This is a genomic window from Kribbella endophytica, from assembly GCF_054781295.1.
This window is the reverse complement of the sequence record NZ_BAAGUR010000001.1, coordinates 1,286,610-1,303,865: the sequence shown is the minus strand read 5'-3', so window position 1 is coordinate 1,303,865 and position 17,256 is coordinate 1,286,610. Positions and strand designations below refer to the sequence as shown.

16 protein-coding genes and 2 tRNA genes are annotated in these 17,256 nt (G+C 68.2%); 8 read left to right on the top strand and 10 right to left on the bottom strand.

The genetic code is table 11. The features are described from left to right. Window positions 1–8 precede the first annotated feature (8 nt). From ACYVIO_RS06260 to ACYVIO_RS06250, 3 genes are read left to right on the top strand one after another with little or no spacing between them, the layout of a single operon-like run. Window positions 9–452 carry a helix-turn-helix transcriptional regulator gene (locus tag ACYVIO_RS06260; RefSeq protein ID WP_460649684.1) on the top strand — a complete coding sequence of 148 codons (444 nt, stop codon included), beginning with the start codon at window positions 9–11 and terminating at the stop codon, window positions 450–452. Window positions 453–457: 5 nt separating this feature from the next. Next, the gene (locus ACYVIO_RS06255; protein WP_460649683.1) at window positions 458–868 is read left to right on the top strand and encodes a VOC family protein; all 411 of its coding nucleotides are present in this window, start codon (window positions 458–460) and stop codon (window positions 866–868) included. 46 nt (window positions 869–914) lie between these two features. Beyond that, window positions 915–3,320 (top strand): ATP-binding cassette domain-containing protein, encoded by a 2,406-nt coding sequence (locus tag ACYVIO_RS06250; RefSeq protein WP_460649682.1) that lies wholly within the window; start codon window positions 915–917, stop codon window positions 3,318–3,320. Window positions 3,321–3,377: 57 nt separating this feature from the next. Here the strand turns inward: ACYVIO_RS06250 and ACYVIO_RS06245 are convergent, their stop codons facing one another. Next, complete coding sequence (locus ACYVIO_RS06245) at window positions 3,378–4,343, bottom strand: threonine ammonia-lyase (RefSeq protein ID WP_460649681.1); 966 nt, start codon at window positions 4,341–4,343, stop codon at window positions 3,378–3,380. 105 nt (window positions 4,344–4,448) lie between these two features. Between ACYVIO_RS06245 and ACYVIO_RS06240 the strand changes: the two genes are divergently transcribed. Together ACYVIO_RS06240 and ACYVIO_RS06235 are read left to right on the top strand one after the other, a co-directional pair. Then, on the top strand, window positions 4,449–4,799 hold the full coding sequence (locus ACYVIO_RS06240; protein WP_460649680.1) for a YciI family protein: 351 nt from the start codon (window positions 4,449–4,451) through the stop codon (window positions 4,797–4,799). Between the two features lie 30 nt (window positions 4,800–4,829). Further along, on the top strand, window positions 4,830–5,453 hold the full coding sequence (locus ACYVIO_RS06235; RefSeq protein ID WP_460649679.1) for a histidine phosphatase family protein: 624 nt from the start codon (window positions 4,830–4,832) through the stop codon (window positions 5,451–5,453). Between the two features lie 259 nt (window positions 5,454–5,712). On the opposite strand, the gene ACYVIO_RS06230 is transcribed toward ACYVIO_RS06235, so the two are convergent. The 6 genes from ACYVIO_RS06230 to gyrB form a co-directional block, all read right to left on the bottom strand. After that, window positions 5,713–5,785 (bottom strand) — tRNA-Ala (locus tag ACYVIO_RS06230). Between the two features lie 10 nt (window positions 5,786–5,795). Next, window positions 5,796–5,927 (bottom strand): DLW-39 family protein, encoded by a 132-nt coding sequence (locus ACYVIO_RS06225; protein WP_420488750.1) that lies wholly within the window; start codon window positions 5,925–5,927, stop codon window positions 5,796–5,798. Between the two features lie 35 nt (window positions 5,928–5,962). Beyond that, window positions 5,963–6,036: transfer RNA gene (locus tag ACYVIO_RS06220), tRNA-Ile, on the bottom strand. A gap of 105 nt (window positions 6,037–6,141) precedes the next feature. Further along, complete coding sequence (locus ACYVIO_RS06215) at window positions 6,142–7,143, bottom strand: DUF3566 domain-containing protein (protein ID WP_460649678.1); 1,002 nt, start codon at window positions 7,141–7,143, stop codon at window positions 6,142–6,144. Next, window positions 7,143–9,734 (bottom strand): DNA gyrase subunit A, encoded by a 2,592-nt coding sequence (gyrA, locus tag ACYVIO_RS06210; protein ID WP_460652063.1) that lies wholly within the window; start codon window positions 9,732–9,734, stop codon window positions 7,143–7,145. The genes ACYVIO_RS06215 and gyrA overlap by 1 nt, the downstream gene beginning before the upstream one ends. Before the next feature lie 157 nt (window positions 9,735–9,891). Next, window positions 9,892–11,931, bottom strand: coding sequence for a DNA topoisomerase (ATP-hydrolyzing) subunit B (gyrB, locus tag ACYVIO_RS06205; protein WP_460649677.1), 2,040 nt, complete (start codon window positions 11,929–11,931; stop codon window positions 9,892–9,894). Window positions 11,932–12,296: 365 nt separating this feature from the next. Here gyrB and ACYVIO_RS06200 point away from each other — a divergent pair, with 365 nt between their 5' ends. From ACYVIO_RS06200 to ACYVIO_RS06190, 3 genes are read left to right on the top strand one after another with little or no spacing between them, the layout of a single operon-like run. After that, window positions 12,297–12,929: a hypothetical protein gene (locus ACYVIO_RS06200; RefSeq protein ID WP_460649676.1), complete on the top strand. Its 633-nt coding sequence runs from the start codon at window positions 12,297–12,299 to the stop codon at window positions 12,927–12,929. Beyond that, the gene (locus ACYVIO_RS06195; protein WP_460649675.1) at window positions 12,926–13,516 is read left to right on the top strand and encodes a hypothetical protein; all 591 of its coding nucleotides are present in this window, start codon (window positions 12,926–12,928) and stop codon (window positions 13,514–13,516) included. Before ACYVIO_RS06200 ends, ACYVIO_RS06195 begins: the two co-directional genes overlap by 4 nt. Then, on the top strand, window positions 13,516–14,079 hold the full coding sequence (locus ACYVIO_RS06190) for a hypothetical protein (protein ID WP_460649674.1): 564 nt from the start codon (window positions 13,516–13,518) through the stop codon (window positions 14,077–14,079). The genes ACYVIO_RS06195 and ACYVIO_RS06190 overlap by 1 nt, the downstream gene beginning before the upstream one ends. 3 nt (window positions 14,080–14,082) lie before the next feature. Here the strand turns inward: ACYVIO_RS06190 and ACYVIO_RS06185 are convergent, their stop codons facing one another. The 3 genes from ACYVIO_RS06185 to recF all read right to left on the bottom strand — a co-directional run bounded on the left by ACYVIO_RS06185 (window position 14,083) and on the right by recF (window position 17,256). After that, window positions 14,083–15,399, bottom strand: a complete 1,317-nt coding sequence (locus ACYVIO_RS06185; protein WP_460649673.1) for a hypothetical protein — start codon at window positions 15,397–15,399, stop codon at window positions 14,083–14,085. A gap of 143 nt (window positions 15,400–15,542) precedes the next feature. Beyond that, window positions 15,543–16,124 carry a DciA family protein gene (locus tag ACYVIO_RS06180; protein WP_460649672.1) on the bottom strand — a complete coding sequence of 194 codons (582 nt, stop codon included), beginning with the start codon at window positions 16,122–16,124 and terminating at the stop codon, window positions 15,543–15,545. Continuing rightward, entirely contained in the window at window positions 16,117–17,256 is a 1,140-nt protein-coding gene (gene recF / locus ACYVIO_RS06175; RefSeq protein ID WP_460649671.1) for a DNA replication/repair protein RecF, read from the bottom strand. Before recF ends, ACYVIO_RS06180 begins: the two co-directional genes overlap by 8 nt.

Here is a 17,256-nt window from a genome sequence, read left to right as displayed (position 1 = left end):
TTCCGAGAGTGAGCACCTCGGACGAGACGCAGCGGCTGCGCGACCTCAAGCTGCTGCGCCGGGTCCGGGACCGGATCGACCGGGAGTACGCGCAGCCGCTCGACGTCGAGGCACTGGCCCGCGGGGTGAACATGTCGGCCGGGCACCTGAGCCGGCAGTTCAAGCTCGCGTACGGCGAGGCGCCGTACGGGTACCTGATGACGCGCCGGATCGAGCGCGCGATGGCCCTGCTGCGGCGCGGCGACGTGAGCGTGACCGACGTCTGCTTCCAGGTCGGGTTCTCCTCGCTCGGGACCTTCAGCACCCGGTTCACCGAGCTGGTCGGGATGCCGCCGAGCGCCTACCGCCAGCAGGTCCGCCCGCCGGTCGAGCCGCCGTCCTGCATCACCAAGAAGGTCTCCAGACCGATCAGGAATCAAGAAGCACCGCAGGCCTGGCCGCCAGTAGCGTGACCGTCATGGACATCAAAATTCACGCCAGCTTCCTGCCGCAGGACGACCCCGACGCCGCGATCGCCTTCTACCGCGACACGCTCGGCTTCGAGGTCCGCAACGACGTCGGCCAGGGCACGATGCGCTGGATCACGGTCGGCCCGGAAGGTCAGCCGGACACCCAGATCGTGCTCTCCCCGCCGCTCGTCGACCCCGGCCTGACCGACGACGAGCGCCGCACCATCACCGAGATGATGGCCAAGGGCACCTACGCCACGATCGTCCTGTCCACCAAGGACCTGGACGGCCTGTTCGACAAGGTCCAGGCCACCGGCGCCGAGGTGATCCAGGAGCCGACCGACCAGCCGTACGGCATCCGCGACTGCGCCTTCCGCGACCCGGCCGGCAACCACGTCCGCATCAACCAGCAGGCCTGACCCGGTTCCGACCTCACCCGCCGACCACCTGACCGACGGAGCACCGATGCCCCCCAGAGCCACCAAGGCAGCCGCGAAGAAGGCCCCTGGCCGCCCGGCGTACGACGCCGACAGCCACGACCTGATCCGCGTGCACGGCGCCCGCGAGAACAACCTCAAGGACGTCAGCATCGAGCTGCCGAAGCGCCGACTGACGGTCTTCACCGGTGTCTCCGGCTCGGGCAAGAGCTCGCTCGTGTTCGGCACGATCGCCGCGGAGTCGCAGCGGCTGATCAACGAGACCTACAGCACCTTCGTCCAGGGCTTCATGCCGTCGCAGGCGCGCCCCGAGGTCGACGTACTGGAAGGCCTGACGACGGCGATCATCGTCGGTCAGGAGCGGATGGGATCGAACCCGCGGTCCACCGTCGGCACCGCGACCGACGCCAACGCGATGCTCCGGATCCTGTACAGCCGTCTCGGCACGCCGTACGTCGGGTCGCCGCAGGCGTTCTCGTTCAACGTCGCCTCGATCAGCGGCGCCGGCGCGGTCAAGATCGAGAAGCACGGGCAGACCGTGAAGGAGCGGCGCAGCTTCTCCATCACCGGCGGCATGTGCCCGCGCTGCGAGGGCCGTGGCTCGGTGTCCGACATCGACCTGACCCAGCTGTACGACGAGAACAAGTCGCTGTCCGAGGGCGCGTTCACGATCCCCGGCTGGAAGTCGGACAGCTTCTGGACCGTCCGGGTGTACGCCGAGTCCGGCTTCGTCGACCCGGACAAGCCGATCAAGAAGTTCACCAAGAAAGAGCTGCAGGACTTCCTCTACAAGGACCCGGTGAAGGTCAAGGTCGACGGCGTCAACCTCACCTACGAAGGCCTGATCCCGAAGATCCAGAAGTCCTTCCTGTCCAAGGACGTCGAGTCCATGCAGCCGCACATCCGCGCGTTCGTCGAGCGGGCGGTCACCTTCACGACCTGCCCGGAGTGCGAGGGCACCCGGCTCACGCCGGAGGCGCGCGCCTCGAAGATCAAGGGGATCAGCATCGCCGACGCGTGCGCGATGCAGATCAGCGATCTGGCCGAGTGGGTCCGCAAGCTCGACGAGCCGTCGGTCGCGCCGCTGCTGTCGGCGCTCGGCGAGACGCTCGACTCGTTCGTCGACATCGGCCTCGGGTACCTGAGCCTCGAGCGCCCGGCCGGCACGCTGTCCGGCGGTGAAGCCCAACGCACGAAGATGATCCGGCACCTCGGCTCGCCGCTGACCGACGTCACGTACGTCTTCGACGAGCCGACGATCGGGCTGCACCCGCACGACATCCAGCGGATGAACGAGCTCCTGCTGCAGCTGCGCGACAAGGGCAACACGGTCCTCGTCGTCGAGCACAAGCCCGAGACGATCGCGATCGGCGACCACGTCGTCGACCTCGGGCCCGGCGCCGGTACGGCGGGCGGCCAGGTCGTCTTCGAGGGCACGGTCGAGGGACTGCGTTCCGCCGACACGTTGACCGGGCGGCACCTGGACGACCGCGCCGAACTGAAAGCGGAGGTCCGTACGCCGACCGACAAGCTCGAGATCCGTGGCGCGAGCACGAACAACCTGCAGGACGTCGACGTCGACATCCCGCTCGGCGCGCTCGTCGTCATCACCGGGGTGGCCGGCTCGGGCAAGAGCTCGCTGATCCACGGCTCGGTCGCGAAACGGGACGGAGTCATCTCGGTCGACCAGGGCGCGATCAAGGGTTCGCGGCGCAGCAACCCAGCGACGTACACGGGTCTGCTGGAGCCGATCCGCAAGGCGTTCGCGAAGGAGAACGGCGTGAAGCCGGCGCTGTTCAGCGCGAACTCCGAGGGCGCCTGCCCGAACTGCAACGGCGCCGGCGTCATCTACACCGACCTCGGCATCATGGCCAGCATCACCACCACCTGCGAGGTCTGCGAGGGCAAGCGCTTCTCGGCCGACGTCCTGGAGTACACCTTCGGCGGCAAGGACATCAGCGAGGTCCTCGCCCTGCCGGTCTCCGAGGCCCTCGACTTCTTCGCCGACGGCGACGCGAAGACGCCGGCCGCACACAAGATCCTCCAGAACCTCGCCGACGTCGGCCTCGGCTACATCAGCCTCGGCCAGCCGCTCACCACGCTGTCCGGCGGCGAACGCCAGCGCCTGAAGCTCGCCACCCACATGTCCGAGAAGGGCGGCATCTACGTCCTCGACGAGCCCACCACGGGCCTGCACCTGGCCGACGTAGAACAACTCCTGGCCCTGCTCGACAAGCTGGTCGACTCCGGCAAGTCCGTCATCGTCATCGAGCACCACCAGGCCGTGATGGCCCACGCCGACTGGATCATCGACCTGGGTCCTGGCCCCGGCCACGACGGCGGCCACATCGTCTTCGAAGGCACCCCCGAGGCGCTGGTCAAGGCCCGCAAAACTCTCACCGCCAAGCACCTGGCCGACTACGTCGGCGCCTGACCCACCCCGAGCCCCGCACACCTCCCCGGTGTGCGGGGCTCGGTCATTGCTGGTCCCTCAGGCGATCCACCGGTAGTACGAGTCCATGTCGACGTTGCCGCCGCACGCGACGGTCACCACGTGCCGGCCGGCGAATCGCTCGCGGTCCTCGAGGATCGCCGCGATCCCCAACGCGGCGGACGGTTCGACCACCAGCCCCGCGTCTCGCAGCATCATCCGCACCCCCGCGACGATCGACTCTTCCCGTACCAGCACCGCGTCGTCGGCAACGACGAGCAGGTCGTCCAGCACCTCCGCGATCGGAAACCGCCCGGCAACCCCATCGGCAATGGTGACCGCCGATTCGGTAGTGACAACCCGCCGCTCCCGCCAGGACCGAGTCATCGCCGGCGCCCCCTCCGGCTGCACACAAATCACCTCGACCCCAGGCGCCAACTCCTTCAGCACCTGCCCGATCCCGGTCGCCATCGCGCCACCACCCAAAGCAATCAGTACGACGTCGAACGCCACCGCACTCTCCACCAGTTCGAGCCCGATGGTCGCCGCACCCTCACAGGTCTCAAGATCCAAACTGTCCTCGAGCAACCGAATCCCCTCATCGGCCGCAATGGCGACAGCCCGCTCCCGAGCCAGCTCGTGATCCCCGTCCACGAGCTCCAACCGAGCCCCCAACGCTCGAATCCCGTCGAGCTTCACCTCTGGCGCAAACCGGGAAGCCACGACCGTGACCTCGATCCCACGCTTCCGAGCCGACCAGGCCAGCGCCTGCCCCAGGTTCCCCGCACTCGCACAGACCACTCGCCGCTGCCCACTCCGAACGAGGCCATCGGCAACCAGTTCGGTCCCGCGCCCCTTGAAACTCCGTACCGGGTTGGCCGTCTCCAGCTTCACGCTCACCGAACACCCCAGCCGGGCCCCCAAAGCCCCACACCCGAACAACGGCGACCCGAGAAACACCGGATCGATCACCGTCCGCCCAGCCCGAATCCGCCCGAGGTCAAGCCGCGTCGCCCGCATGTCCATACGGCCATGAGAACTTTTCTTTCACTAGCCTGTCGAATCCACCGGACGCCGTTCGTTGCGTGGGTGACGGCGGACAACGGGTCCGCTCGAGCCGAAGGAGCAGCCATGCCCGAGTACCTCCTCTACTTCAACCAGCAGTGGGTGGGCGACCACAGCGACGAATGGATCGCCGAGCGCGGGCCGCTCGCCGAAGCCGCCGTGAACGAAATGAAGGCGGCCGGCGTCTACGTCTTCGCCGGGGGACTGGAGGTGGACGGCCCGGTCTACAGCGTGGACGCCACCAGCGGCGACGTGCTGATCACCGACGGCCCGTACGTCGAGTCCAAGGAGTTCCTGGGGGGCTTCTGCGTCGTACGCGTGCCCGACGACGAGACCGCCAAGCTGTGGGCAGGCAAGATCGCCGAGGCCTGCGGCTGGCCCCACGAGATCCGCCGCTTCGGGTCTCTGCCCGAGTAGCCCCACAGCCGGTGGGCGAAGGAGTTCGGAATGACCGGAACAGCCACCCGCTACCTCTACCTAGTCCGGCACGCCGAAGCGACGCCCGACGAGAGCGGGCTGACAAAGAACGGCCGCCACCAAGCGCTCCTCCTCGGCCAACGTCTCCGCGACGTGCCCTTCTCCGCTGTCCATCACGGCCCCCTGCCCCGGGCAACCGAGACCGCACACCTGCTCGGCGACCTGCTGCAGAACGTCCCTCTGCACATCTCGGAAGCCGCCGGAGACTACATCCCCCAGGTGCCGGAACGAGACGACCTACCAGCGGACTCCGCCGATTTCCTGCTCCGCTTCCTCGACCAGATCACCGACGAGGAAGCGGAGTACGGCCCGCCCCTGGCCCGCCAAGCACTGAACCTGTTCACCGGCCCGGTGGATGGCAACGAGGCTCAGCACGAACTAGTCGTCACCCACAACTTCCTGATCAGCTGGCTCGTCACCCAAGCCATGGACGCCCCGGCCTGGCGCTGGCTAACCCTCAACCACTGCAACGCCGCCCTCACAGTCCTCCGCTACACACCCGGCAGGCCCTCCACAGTCCTCACCTATAACGACATGTCGCACCTACCCACCAACCTCCACTGGACCGGCTTCCCACCCGAACTGACCATCTGACCCACGCGGCAGCCGTGGCAACAAGACTCCGGCCGCTGGGGTTGGCGGGGCTATCGGTGGCTAGGGAAGACTGGCCAATCCGCCGGAGCGCGCAAGTGGTCGCCGCGGGCGCCAGCCCGCCACTGCGCGCGCCAGCGCGCAACCCCAAGGGTGGGCGGGAGCGGGCGTAGCTGCCGGCTGGAGGAGCGGAGCGACGGAAGGCGGCTGCGGAGCGCGCGTGGGGAGAAGACGCCCGCGCGTGGGAAGCAGTACTACTCGGTGGAGACGAGGGGACTCGAACCCCTAACCCCTGCCTTGCAAAGGCAGTGCTCTGCCAGTTGAGCTACGCCCCCGTGGGGGTGATCAGCGGCCCGGGGTGACCGGGTCGACGGCCTCGGCCCAGAGGTCCTGCTCGGCGCGGGCCTGCTGGGTCTTCTTGTAGACGAAGTATCCACCGACACTCGCCAGCAGTACCAGCAGAATCTTCTTCAGCACCGGGACTCCTTGGATCGGCGTCGATCAGGGTTTTGTGGGCCTAACTGGATTTGAACCAGTGACCTCTGCCTTATCAGGGCAGCGCTCTAACCAACTGAGCTATAGGCCCGCACTTGCGGGGTCGAACCGGAGAGAGATTACCGCACCGAGGCCCCGACTCCCAAATCCGATCGGGCCTGCAGGAGGCCCGATCGGAGGTCACGAAGGGAGCGGCTCAGTCCTCGGAAGCGAGCGTGACTTCGAGGCCGCCGAGCAGCGTGGCGGCGATGTTGTAGAGGAACGATCCGAGCGTCGCCAGTGCCGTGATGATCAGCACATCGGCGCAGGCCAGCAGGGTGGTGAAGCCCATCACCTTGCCTGTGTTGACGTAGTTCTCGATGTCGAACGGCTCGGCCGCCGGGGTGCCGAGCACCTCGGTGACGGTGTTGTTGATGTTGTCGAACACGCCGGCCGCGCCGATCGCCGACCAGACGATGAACACCGCGACCCAGGTCACGATGCCGAACGCGATCGACAGCAGGAACGCCGTCTTCATCACCGACCAGGGATCGACCCGGGACAGCCGCAGCCGGGCCTTGCGGACCTGACCGCGCGACCGGCCGGTCGGCTCGGCGTCGTCGACGGGCCGGGTCTTGTCGGCTGCCGCGTCCTTGACCGCGGCAGCCTTCTCCAGCACGGCAGCCTTCGCCGCGTTGACACGGTCACCGAAGCTGTCGCCCTTGCCCGGCGTGCTCACCTTGCCGGTCTGCCCGTACGACGGGGTGGCGGGAGTCGTGCCCACCTTCGCCGCAGCACCAACGCCGGCGGCCGGCGTACCGGTTGCCCGAGCCGGGGTCACACCAGGCGCCGAGCCAGCCGAGCCGCCCTGCGGCAGCCGCTGCTCCGGACGCCCAGGCGTACTCGGCGCAGGAGCCGGCCGCCCGGCCTGAGCCGGGGCGGAAGTCGGCGAAGGAGCCTGCTTGCTCACCGGACGCACCGGCGGCTGCTGCGGCGGCCGGGACGGCGTACCGGGCTGTGCCGCCGGGCGGCCCGCCGCCCGAGGATCAGCGGAAGGGCCGTTCGGGGTCGCCGGTCGCGGCTGGGAGCCGTTGGTACGACCGTTGGAGGCCGGTGTGGCCGGTGGGGTGGACGCGGCCTTCCCGTTGCCACCTTGCGGCGGTCGGGACTTGGCGCTGTCCGCCCCATCAGGCCAGTTCGGCCTCGAGCGGTTGGTCATCAGATGCCCTCCTGGCCGGCGTCGTCGTCTTCGACGGTAGCCGTGCCCTCGACGTCAGTCGAATGCTGGTCATCATTCTTGACGCTCTCAGGGGCGGTTTCGGTTGTCGGTGCGTCCACATCCTGGGCACCTTCGGTGACAGGCTCGCCCTCTTCGTCGAGCTCCTCGTCACTGATGGTGAGGTCGGTGTTGCGCGCGATCGCGACCACGGCGTCGGACTCGCCGACACCGGCGAACCGGACACCCATCGTGTCGCGGCCCTTGACCGGCACGCTGTCCACCCGGCTGCGGACGACCTGACCGCTGCCCTTGATGGCGAGCACCTGGTCGGCGTCGACCACGATCAGCGCACCGACCAGCGAACCGCGCTCGTCGTTCAGCTTGACCGCCTTGATGCCCAGACCGCCACGACCCTGCTGCCGGTACTCCGAGACGCGGCTGCGCTTGGCGTACCCGGCTCCGGTCACGGTGAAGACGTACTGCGCGTCCTCCTCCGAACCGGCCCGGATCACCGACATCGAGAGCAGTTCGTCGCCGTCGCGGAACTTCATCCCGGTGACACCGGAGGTGGCCCGGCCCATCGGCCGCAGCTGCTCGTCGTTCGCGGTGAAGCGGATCGACTGACCCTTGCGGGAGACCAGCAGCAGGTCGTCCTCGGCGGTGGCCAGGTCGGCGCCGATCAGCTCGTCGTCGTCCTCGCGGAAATTCACCGCGATGATGCCGCTCTGCCGGGCCGAGTCGTAGTCGGTCAGCGCCGTCTTCTTGACCAGGCCGCGCCGGGTCGCCAGCACCAGGTAGTCGCTCTGCTCGTAGTCGCGCAGCGTGAGGACCTGGGCGATCTCTTCGTCCGGCTGGAACGAGAGCAGGCCGGCGACGTGCGAGCCCTTCGCGTCACGTGCGGACTCGGGCAGCTGCCACACCTTGGCCCGGTAGACGCGGCCCTTGGTGGTGAAGAACAGCATCCAGTGGTGGTTCGTGGTGGCGAAGAAGTGCCCGATCTCGTCCTCGGCCCGCATCGTCGCGCCGCGAACCCCCTTGCCGCCGCGGTTCTGCGTCCGGTACAGGTCGGTCTTGGTGCGCTTGGCGTAGCCGCCGCGGGTGATCGTCACCACGACGTCCTCGTCCGGCACCAGGTCCTGCACGGACAGGTCGCCGTCGGCCGCGATGATCTGCGTGCGCCGCTCGTCGCCGAACTTCTCGACGATCTCGGCCAGCTCGTCGCGGACGATGTGCCGCTGCCGGACCGGGTCGGCCAGGATGTCCTCGAGGTCGGCGATGATCGCTTCCAGCTCGTTCAGCCGGTCGATGATCTTCTGCCGCTCCAGGGCGGCCAGCCGGCGCAGCTGCATGTCCAGGATCGCCTGGGCCTGCGTCTCGTCGATGTCCAGCAGGCTGATCAGGCCCTGGCGTGCCTCTTCGACGTCGGGGCTGCGCCGGATCAGCGCGATCACCTCGTCGAGGGCGTCCAGTGCCTTCACGTACCCGCGGAAGATGTGCGCGTTCTTCTCGGCCTCACGCAGGCGGTACCGGGTGCGCCGCTGGATGACCTCGATCTGGTGGTCGATCCAGTGCGTGATGAACAGGTCGACGCTGAGCGTGCGCGGGACGCCGTCGACCAGCGCGAGCATGTTGCAGCCGAAGGTGTCCTGCAGCTGGGTGTGCTTGTAGAGGTTGTTCAGTACGACGCGCGGCTGCGCGTCACGCTTCAGCACGATCACCAGGCGCTGGCCGGTCCGCGACGAGGTGTCGTCACGGATGTCGGCGATCCCGGTCATCTTGCCGGTGTTCACCAGTTCGGCGATCTTCTGCGCCAGGTTGTCCGGGTTGACCATGTACGGCAGTTGGCTGACGACCAGGCTGGTCCGACCCTTGGCGTCCTCCTCGATGTCGACCACCGCGCGCATCGTGACCGAGCCACGACCGGTGCGGTAGGCGTCGTCGATGCCCTTGTAGCCGACGATCAGGGCGCCGTTCGGGAAGTCCGGGCCCTTGATGTTCTCCATGCACGCGGCCAGGACCTCTTCCTGGGTCGCGTCCGGGTTCTCGAGGCACCAGTTCGCGGCCGCGGCGACCTCGCGCAGGTTGTGCGGCGGGATCTGGGTCGCCATGCCGACCGCGATACCGGCCGAGCCGTTGACCAGCAGGTTCGGGAAGCGGGCCGGCAGGATCACCGGCTCCTGCGAGCGGCCGTCGTAGTTGGGGCGGAAGTCGACCGTCTCCTGGTCGATGTCGCGCACCATCTCCATCGCCAGCGGGGCGAGCCGGCACTCCGTGTACCGCATGGCGGCGGCCGGGTCGTTGCCCGGGGAACCGAAGTTGCCCTGGCTCTGGATCATCGGCGCGCGCATCACCCACGGCTGCGCGAGCCGGACCAGGGTGTCGTAGATCGCCGAGTCGCCGTGCGGGTGGTACTGACCCATCACGTCACCGACGATGCGGGAGCACTTGGAGAAACCACGGTCCGGGCGGTAGCCGCCGTCGTACATCGCGTAGAGGATCCGCCGGTGCACCGGCTTCAGTCCGTCGCGCACCTCGGGCAGCGCGCGGCCGACGATCACGGCCATCGCGTAGTCGAGGTACGACTGCTGCATCTCCGTCTGCAGATCGAGGGGCTCGATCCGGTCGTGTCCCGGGGAAATGGGGGTCTCGGTCATGTGAAGCTCGTCCCGTTCGGTTCAGACGTCGTACGTCGGTGAGTTCGGCGCTGGGAACCGGCTCCGGTACGTCGTACCGAAGCCGGCCGGGCGCTCAGATGTCGAGGAAGCGGACGTCCTTGGCGTTGCGCTGGATGAAGTTCCGGCGCGCCTCGATGTCGTCGCCCATCAGCGTCGCGAACGTCTCGTCCGCGCGGGCCGCGTCGTCCAGGGTGATCTGCAGCAACACCCGGTTGGCGGGGTCCATCGTGGTCTCCCACAGCTCCTGCGGGTTCATCTCGCCCAGACCCTTGTACCGCTGGGTCGCGTTCTCCTTGGGGAACCTCTTACCGGCCTCGGCGCCGGCGGCCAGCAGACCGTCCTTCTCGCGCTCGGTGTAGGCCAGCTCGTGCGGGGCGTTGCTCCAGCGCAGCTTGTACAGCGGCGGCTGGGCGGCGTACACGTGACCGCGCTCGATCAGCGGCCGCATGAAGCGGAACAGCAGGGTCAGCAGCAGGGTCCGGATGTGCTGGCCGTCGACGTCGGCGTCGGCCATGATCACGATCTTGTGGTACCGCAGCTTCTCCTCGTCGAAGTCCTCGTGGATGCCGGTCCCGAGCGCGGAGATGATCGCCTGGACCTCGTTGTTCTGCAGGACCTTGTCGATCCGGGCCTTCTCGACGTTCAGGATCTTGCCGCGGATCGGCAGGATGGCCTGGAACTTCGGATCCCGCCCACCCTTCGCGGAGCCACCGGCCGAGTCACCCTCGACGATGTAGACCTCGCACTCCTCCGGGTTGGTCGACTGGCAGTCGGACAGCTTGCCCGGCAGGCCGCCACCACCCAGCAGGCCCTTGCGGTTGCGGGCCAGGTCGCGCGCCTTGCGGGCGGCCAGGCGAGCACTCGCGGCCGCGGTCGCCTTGCGGATGATCTCGCGACCCTCCTGCGGGTTCTGCTCGAACCACGCGCCGAGGCGGTCGTTCACCACCCGCTGGACGAAGCCCTTGACCTCGGTGTTGCCGAGCTTGGTCTTGGTCTGGCCCTCGAACTGCGGGTTGCCCAGCTTGACCGAGATGATCGCGGTCAGGCCCTCGCGGATGTCGTCACCGGTGAGCCTGTCCTCCTTCTTCTTGATCATCCCCTGGTCCTCGCCGAAGGAGTTGACCAGCGAGGTGAGCGCGGCCCGGAAGCCCTCTTCGTGCGTGCCGCCCTCGTGGGTGTTGATCGCGTTCGCGAAGGTGTGCACCGACTCCTGGAACGAGCCGCTCCACTGCATCGCGACCTCGAGGCTCAGGCTGTCGTCGCCCTGCGCGGCCTCGAACGCGATCACGTTGTTGTGCACGGTCTCGCGGATGCCGGTCAGGTACTTCACGTAGTCGACCAGGCCGTCGTCGTACTTGAACGACATCTCGGCCGGCTTGCCGTCCTCGGTGTGGTCCGGACGCTCGTCGCGGATGACCAGCTCGAGGCCCTTGTTCAGGAAGGCGTACTCGCGGAAGCGGGTGGACAGCGTCTCGTACGAGTAGACCGTCGTCTCGAACACGTCCGGGCTGGGCCAGAAGGTGATCGTGGTGCCGGTGGAGTCCGCCGGACCGACCTCGGCCAGGTCCTCGTCCGGGACACCGATGCTGAAGGACTGGGTGTAGGCCTTGCCGCCGGTGTTGACGTCGACCTGCAGCCGGCTGGACAGCGCGTTCACGACGGAGACACCCACGCCGTGCAGACCGCCGGACACCTTGTACCCACCGCCGCCGAACTTGCCGCCGGCGTGCAGGACGGTCAGTACGACGGTGACGGCCGGCTTGCCCTCGGACTCGACGATGCCGACCGGGATGCCACGGCCGTTGTCGACGACGCGAACACCGCCGTCGGCCAGCAGGGTGATGATGATCTTGTCGCAGTACCCGGCCAGGGCCTCGTCCACGGCGTTGTCGACGACCTCGTAGACCAGGTGGTGCAGACCGCGTTCACCGGTCGACCCGATGTACATGCCCGGCCGTTTCCGGACGGCGTCGAGGCCCTCGAGGACCTGGATCGCGCTGGCGTCGTACTCCCGCTCCACGACGCTGGACACGATGTCGGTCAGCGGTGCCTCTTCGGTGCCGGTGCTGTCGGCGGACGGGATGGCGTCGGTCTCGGTCGGCTCGTCGGTCACCGGCTGTTGTCCTCCTCGGACCCCGCGTCAACGGGGCATCGATGCACAGTGGACGCCGCCCCTGACGGTCCCGCTGCGGGGGATACTGAGGGGACCTCAGTACGCTCCGGAGCCGATCCAGCAGGTGCGGCGCTCTCAACCCTCCCAGTCTACCCGTCGAGCGAAGCAGAACCTGCCATGCGGCGGCCGAAACTCGGGTCAGGGCGTCTTTTCTCCCTCGTCACCATGTCCCCTCTCGCGGGTGGGGGCCCGGAAAGCGCTCACGGCCACTCAGTGCCTTTCGGCCAGGTCACCACTGACCGTCTGGTTTCCGAGACGGACAACGCCCGGACACCGCGCACCCACGGCCCCCTAAGATCGCTGCCGTGGAAAGTCTCGACGACGTCATCGACGCCATGATCGCCGACCGGGTGATCCACCGGCACCGGCGCAAGTGGCTGATCGCCCTCGCGCTCGTCGTCGTCCTGGTCGTCGTCGTCTTCCTCACCGGCGGCTTCAAAGAGCACAAGGGCCGGTCGATCCCCACCGTGGAGGCGCCGACCACGCTCCAGGCCGGCCGGTTCGAGTACGGCTTCACCGAGGCCAAGATCATCCGTACGCCGAAGACCGACTACAGCGAGGCCAAGGCCCGGCTGCAGGTCTACTTCGACCTGAAGAACATCGACGGCGAGACCAAGACGAGTCTGTCGATGTCCGGCCGGCTGCTCAGCCTGGTGCCCGGCGGTGGCGCGGACCTGATCGAGTCCAACGGCGCCACCTGCCACGACGAGCTGAACGTGGTGCAGGTCTACGGCCTGCCCTCGCAGCCGTGCTTCGCGAAGTTCGACATCCCGGCCGACTTCGCCGAGGACGTGGTCGAGATCGGCGTGATGGCCGAGGAGTTCACCGCCGACGACGCGGTCACCGGTGCGGACGACACGCCGTACTGGCACTCGCCCGGCGTCGCGCACAGCGTGGTCCGGATCAACACGACCATCGAGACGGAGAAGGACGAATGAAGCTGTACCGCCCCGCGACCGTCGCCGTCGGCGTGCTGTTCGTACTGCTCGGTGGCCTGACCCGCCTGCTGGAACCGGACTCGCTCTACGAGGACCGGACCCGGGTGATCACCAAGGGTGCGATCGGGGAGGACGTGAAGTTCTTCGACTCGACCGTGACGGTGACCCGGATGCAGTTCGCCAAGTCGTTCGCCGAGGAGGAGGACGACAGCCCCCAGGTCGACACCGAGGGGACCTTCGTCGCGATCGAGTACGACGCGGTCCGCGGCACCAAGGACCCGGGCAACAACAGCGTGACGCTGACCGCCGACGACGGGTCGGTCTACGAGCCGGTGACCGAGGTGATCGCGTCCGGGATCAACTTCACCGAACCCGGCTTCGCACGCGCCGACACCCTGGTGTTCGAGGTCAACCCGAGCGACGTGGTCGGCCTGACCTTCAACGTCCACCCGACGTCCTTCTTCAACGTGCTCAACCAGGACCTGGCGATCGACCTCGGCGTACCGGACGAGGAAGTCGCCAAGCGGTCCGTCGAGCAGGCGCAGGACCAGTACGTGATTCCCGACTCCGTCATCCGGGTGGCCTGATGCGCGTCCCTGATCGCCTGCCCCAGTTGGCGGCGAAGATCTCCCTGCTGATCGCGCTGGCCTCGCTGAGCGCGTTCATGCTGGTCCGGACCTACCTGGGCAACCCGGAGACCATCTACAAGCTCGGCACGGTCACCGACACCGTCGCCAAGGGTCCCGTGGAGATCGAGAACGCCCGCTGGCAGCTCGGCTCGATGCAGGTCTACACGCAACTGGTCGACGAGGACCAGGAGAAGGTCACGCTGGAGAACAACGTGCCGGGCTCCGTCGTCGTCGCGGTCCACCTGGCGGTCACGCCGCTGGACGGGATCGACCGGATGAGCGGCGGCGGTTTCGTCTGCGAGACCCAGCTGCGCGACGACCAGGGCAACACCTGGAAGAACCAGGACGTCGCCACCGAGCTCGGGCCGGCCTCCTGCTCCGACGACGACCACCCGATGAAGCAGAACCAGCCGAACAAGCTGGTCAAGCTGTACGTCGTACCGGCCTCCGCCGTACCGCACCTGGTCGGGATCCAGGTGGGATCGCTGGACGAGTACCGCCGGGTCCTGATCACCTTCTGAGGTTCAGGCCTCGCTGGTCTGCTTCTGCGCCTCGACCTCGGCGGCCTCGGCACGCCGCTCGGCGCTGACCGAGATGCACAGGTCGAAAGCCGCCGCCAGCAGGGCGATCCGCAGCGTCTCGAAGACCACGCTGCGCAGACCGCTGGCGATCTCGTGGTTCATCAGGTCCCACTGGTCGCCGTGGATGCCGATCAACCGCTGGATCCCGATGAAGGTCCAGTCGGAGCCCAGCAGCCAGAACGTGTAGACCGTGCAGACGACGCCGAGGAAGACCGGACCGACACGGACCAGCAGGCGGAACGCGTTGAGCGTCGGGTAGAACTTCTCGCGGAGGCCGCCGAGGAACAGGTTGGGCGCCTGGTTGGTGAGCTTGACCAGACGGCTCGGCTCCGGAGCGTCGATCGTCGCGCCACCAAACCGGCGTTCCAGGCGGGTCCCGCGGAACACACCACCGCCGGACAGCACCCGGTGGCCGAAGACGACCGTGGTGATCGCCAGCCAGGTCAGCGGCTCACCGACACCGTCCTTGAACAGCGGCCAGAGGGTGTCCCAGACAAAGCCCCAGAGCCACTCCAGACCACCGGGCAGCGGGATGTTGATCTTGTCGAAGAACTCCTTGACGCCGTCCCACCAGTCGACCGTGAAGTACCAGAAGCTGCGGGTCGACAGCCAGTCCTTGAGGTCACCGATCGCGTGCGGGGTGACCAGAACGGTGAGCAGCACGAAGAAGGCCTCGGCCCAGACCTGCAGGAACTTGGCCGGCCGGCTCGGCCAGCGGTCGTCGATCGCCTCCACCACGCGGCGGATCACCAGCAGGACCACGACGGCCGGCAGGTAGTCCTTCCAGCCGCCGTTGTTCAGCACGAAGAACGCGGCGCCAGGGCCGAGGCCCAGCTCGACGGTGTTGCTGACCGACAGCTCGGCGAGCTGTTCGTCGAGGAATCCCCAGGCCGACCAGACCGCGACCAGCGGCAACAGGGTGACCGACAGCAGCTCCATCAGGCCCTGCTGCGTGGGGTCCGAGGTCTCCTCGGACTTGTTCGCCGCCGCGTCGCGCCAGCGGTAGAGCGAGGTCGCGCAGGTACGGATCATGCCGACCGAAGCGGCGATCTGGATCAGTACGCCGAACGAGAAGAGTCCGACCCCGAGACTCTTGTGCTGGTGCTGGCCCAGCCAGATCGCCCCGTTGATCGAGGCCCGGAAGCCGACGTACCCGGCCAGGAACCAGGTGACCAGCGGCAGCAGGTTGCGCCACCACAACCGGAAGGTGTCTCCGATCAGGTGGACCATCTCGCGGAAACCGTCGACGATCGTGCGCATCGCGCCGATCCTAGGGGAGGGCCGGGTCGGTCTCGCAAACCCATCCCGGCCTGGGAGACGGCAAACCCCGATATTCCTCTGAGAGCGGCATTCTGAGCGACCTGGTCGTCACCGTCGGCAGCCGCGATCGTGCTCCGGGCGGCTCAGCCGTACGTGTCGCGGGGGCCTCGGCCGCCGCGGACCGTGCGGGGGCCCTTGCGCCAGCTGGGCTGGTGCGGGCCCTGGACGTTGACATGGGTGACGGTGCCGTCGCCGAGCTCGGCGTTGAGGCGGCGGATCAGGTCGGGGGCGAGCATCTTCAGCTGGGTCGCCCAAGCGGTCGAGCTCGTGCGGATGGTGAGCTGGGTGTCCTCGTAGCTCTCGGGTTTGCAGTGCTCGGCCATCTCCGGGCCGACGATCGACGGCCAGCGGGCCATCACGCCGTGGACGGCGACGTCGACCTCCCAGCCCTGGTCGCGCATCAGGCGGCCGAGCGTCGAGGTGAGTTTCTGCGGGTCGCGGTCGTCCGGCCGCGCGCCGCTGACCTGGAAGCCGTCGCCGGTACGGCGGCGCTTGCGTCGTACCGGCCTGAGCGGGCCGTTCGCGGCCGCCGCGTTCTTGAGCCGACCCGCCAGGGACTTGGCCAGGTCGAGGCCGTGCTTGTCGTGCTCCGGTTCCTCCGCCGGCAGCGTGGGGGCGTCGTCGCTCTCGTTGCCGCTGTCAGAGGAATTCCGGGGTTCAGGCACGGGTGACCGACCCGTCCCCGACCGCGAACCGTACGCCGGACAGCTCACCCGGTACGTCGGCGCCGACCGCCGCCGTCACCAGGACCTGCCGAGCCGGCGCCACCAGCTCGGCCAGCCGGTCGCGGCGCTGGGAGTCGAGCTCGGCGAACACGTCGTCCAGGATCAGCACCGGCTCACCTCCGTCCGCCCGCAGCAGCTCGTACGACGCCAGCCGCAGCGCGAGCGCGAACGACCAGGACTCACCGTGACTCGCGTACCCCTTCGCAGGCAAGTCCCCGAGCCCGAGCAGCACGTCGTCGCGGTGCGGGCCGACCAGGGAAACCCCGCGGTCGAGCTCGTCCTGCCGCTTCTCCTGTACGGCGGCCAGCAGCGCCTCGGACAGCTGCTCGCGCGACCGCATCCCGGGCTCGAGCGGGACCGACGACTTGTACTCCAGCCGCGCATCACCCTTGCCGCGGGCAACAGCGTCGTACCCGCTGGAGACCAACGGACGCAGGGATTCCAGCAACTCCAGACGAGTGGCGAGCAGCTCCGAACCGGTCCGCGCGAGGTTGGCGTCCCACACCTCGAGCGTGCGCAGCTGGCCTTCGGCCGCGGACGAACGGTTCTGCCGGCGGGCCATCTGGGCGCTGCGCAGCAACGAGTTCCGTTGCTTGAGCACCCGGTCGTAGTCCTGCCGGACGCCGGCCATCCGCGGTGTCCGCAGGGTGAGCAGCTCGTCCAGGAACCGGCGCCGCTCGCCCGGGTCGCCCTTCACCAGCGCGAGATCCTCCGGCGCGAACAGCACCGTCCGGAGCAGACCGAGCACTTCCCGGGGCCGGGGGACCGGCGATCGGTTGATCCGGGCCCGGTTTGCCTTCCCAGGATTGATTTCCAGCTCGACCACGACGTCCCGGTCGTAGTCACCGGTGACCTCGGTCCGCACGATCGCGCGGGACGCACCGGCGCGCACGAGCGGCGCGTCGGTCGCGACCCGGTGCGAACCGAGCGTCGCGGTGTAGTGGATCGCCTCGACCAGGTTGGTCTTGCCGTGTCCGTTCGGACCGACGAAGGCCGTCACGCCCGGGGAGAGCTCGACCTCCGCCTGCTGGTACGACCGGAAGTCGACGAGTCCCAGGGCGGTGACGTACAC

What these genes read in the sequence shown, in the direction of transcription:
- ACYVIO_RS06235 (WP_460649679.1), top strand. Translation starts at nt 4,830, where the DNA reads ATGACCGGAACAGCCACCCGCTACCTCTACCTAGTCCGGCACGCCGAA.
- ACYVIO_RS06215 (WP_460649678.1), bottom strand. Translation starts at nt 7,143, where the DNA reads ATGACCAACCGCTCGAGGCCGAACTGGCCTGATGGGGCGGACAGCGCC.
- ACYVIO_RS06250 (WP_460649682.1), top strand. Translation starts at nt 915, where the DNA reads ATGCCCCCCAGAGCCACCAAGGCAGCCGCGAAGAAGGCCCCTGGCCGC.
- ACYVIO_RS06185 (WP_460649673.1), bottom strand. Translation starts at nt 15,399, where the DNA reads ATGCGCACGATCGTCGACGGTTTCCGCGAGATGGTCCACCTGATCGGA.
- ACYVIO_RS06195 (WP_460649675.1), top strand. Translation starts at nt 12,926, where the DNA reads ATGAAGCTGTACCGCCCCGCGACCGTCGCCGTCGGCGTGCTGTTCGTA.
- ACYVIO_RS06255 (WP_460649683.1), top strand. Translation starts at nt 458, where the DNA reads ATGGACATCAAAATTCACGCCAGCTTCCTGCCGCAGGACGACCCCGAC.
- gyrA (WP_460652063.1), bottom strand. Translation starts at nt 9,734, where the DNA reads ATGCAGCAGTCGTACCTCGACTACGCGATGGCCGTGATCGTCGGCCGC.
- ACYVIO_RS06240 (WP_460649680.1), top strand. Translation starts at nt 4,449, where the DNA reads ATGCCCGAGTACCTCCTCTACTTCAACCAGCAGTGGGTGGGCGACCAC.
- ACYVIO_RS06245 (WP_460649681.1), bottom strand. Translation starts at nt 4,343, where the DNA reads ATGGACATGCGGGCGACGCGGCTTGACCTCGGGCGGATTCGGGCTGGG.
- ACYVIO_RS06190 (WP_460649674.1), top strand. Translation starts at nt 13,516, where the DNA reads ATGCGCGTCCCTGATCGCCTGCCCCAGTTGGCGGCGAAGATCTCCCTG.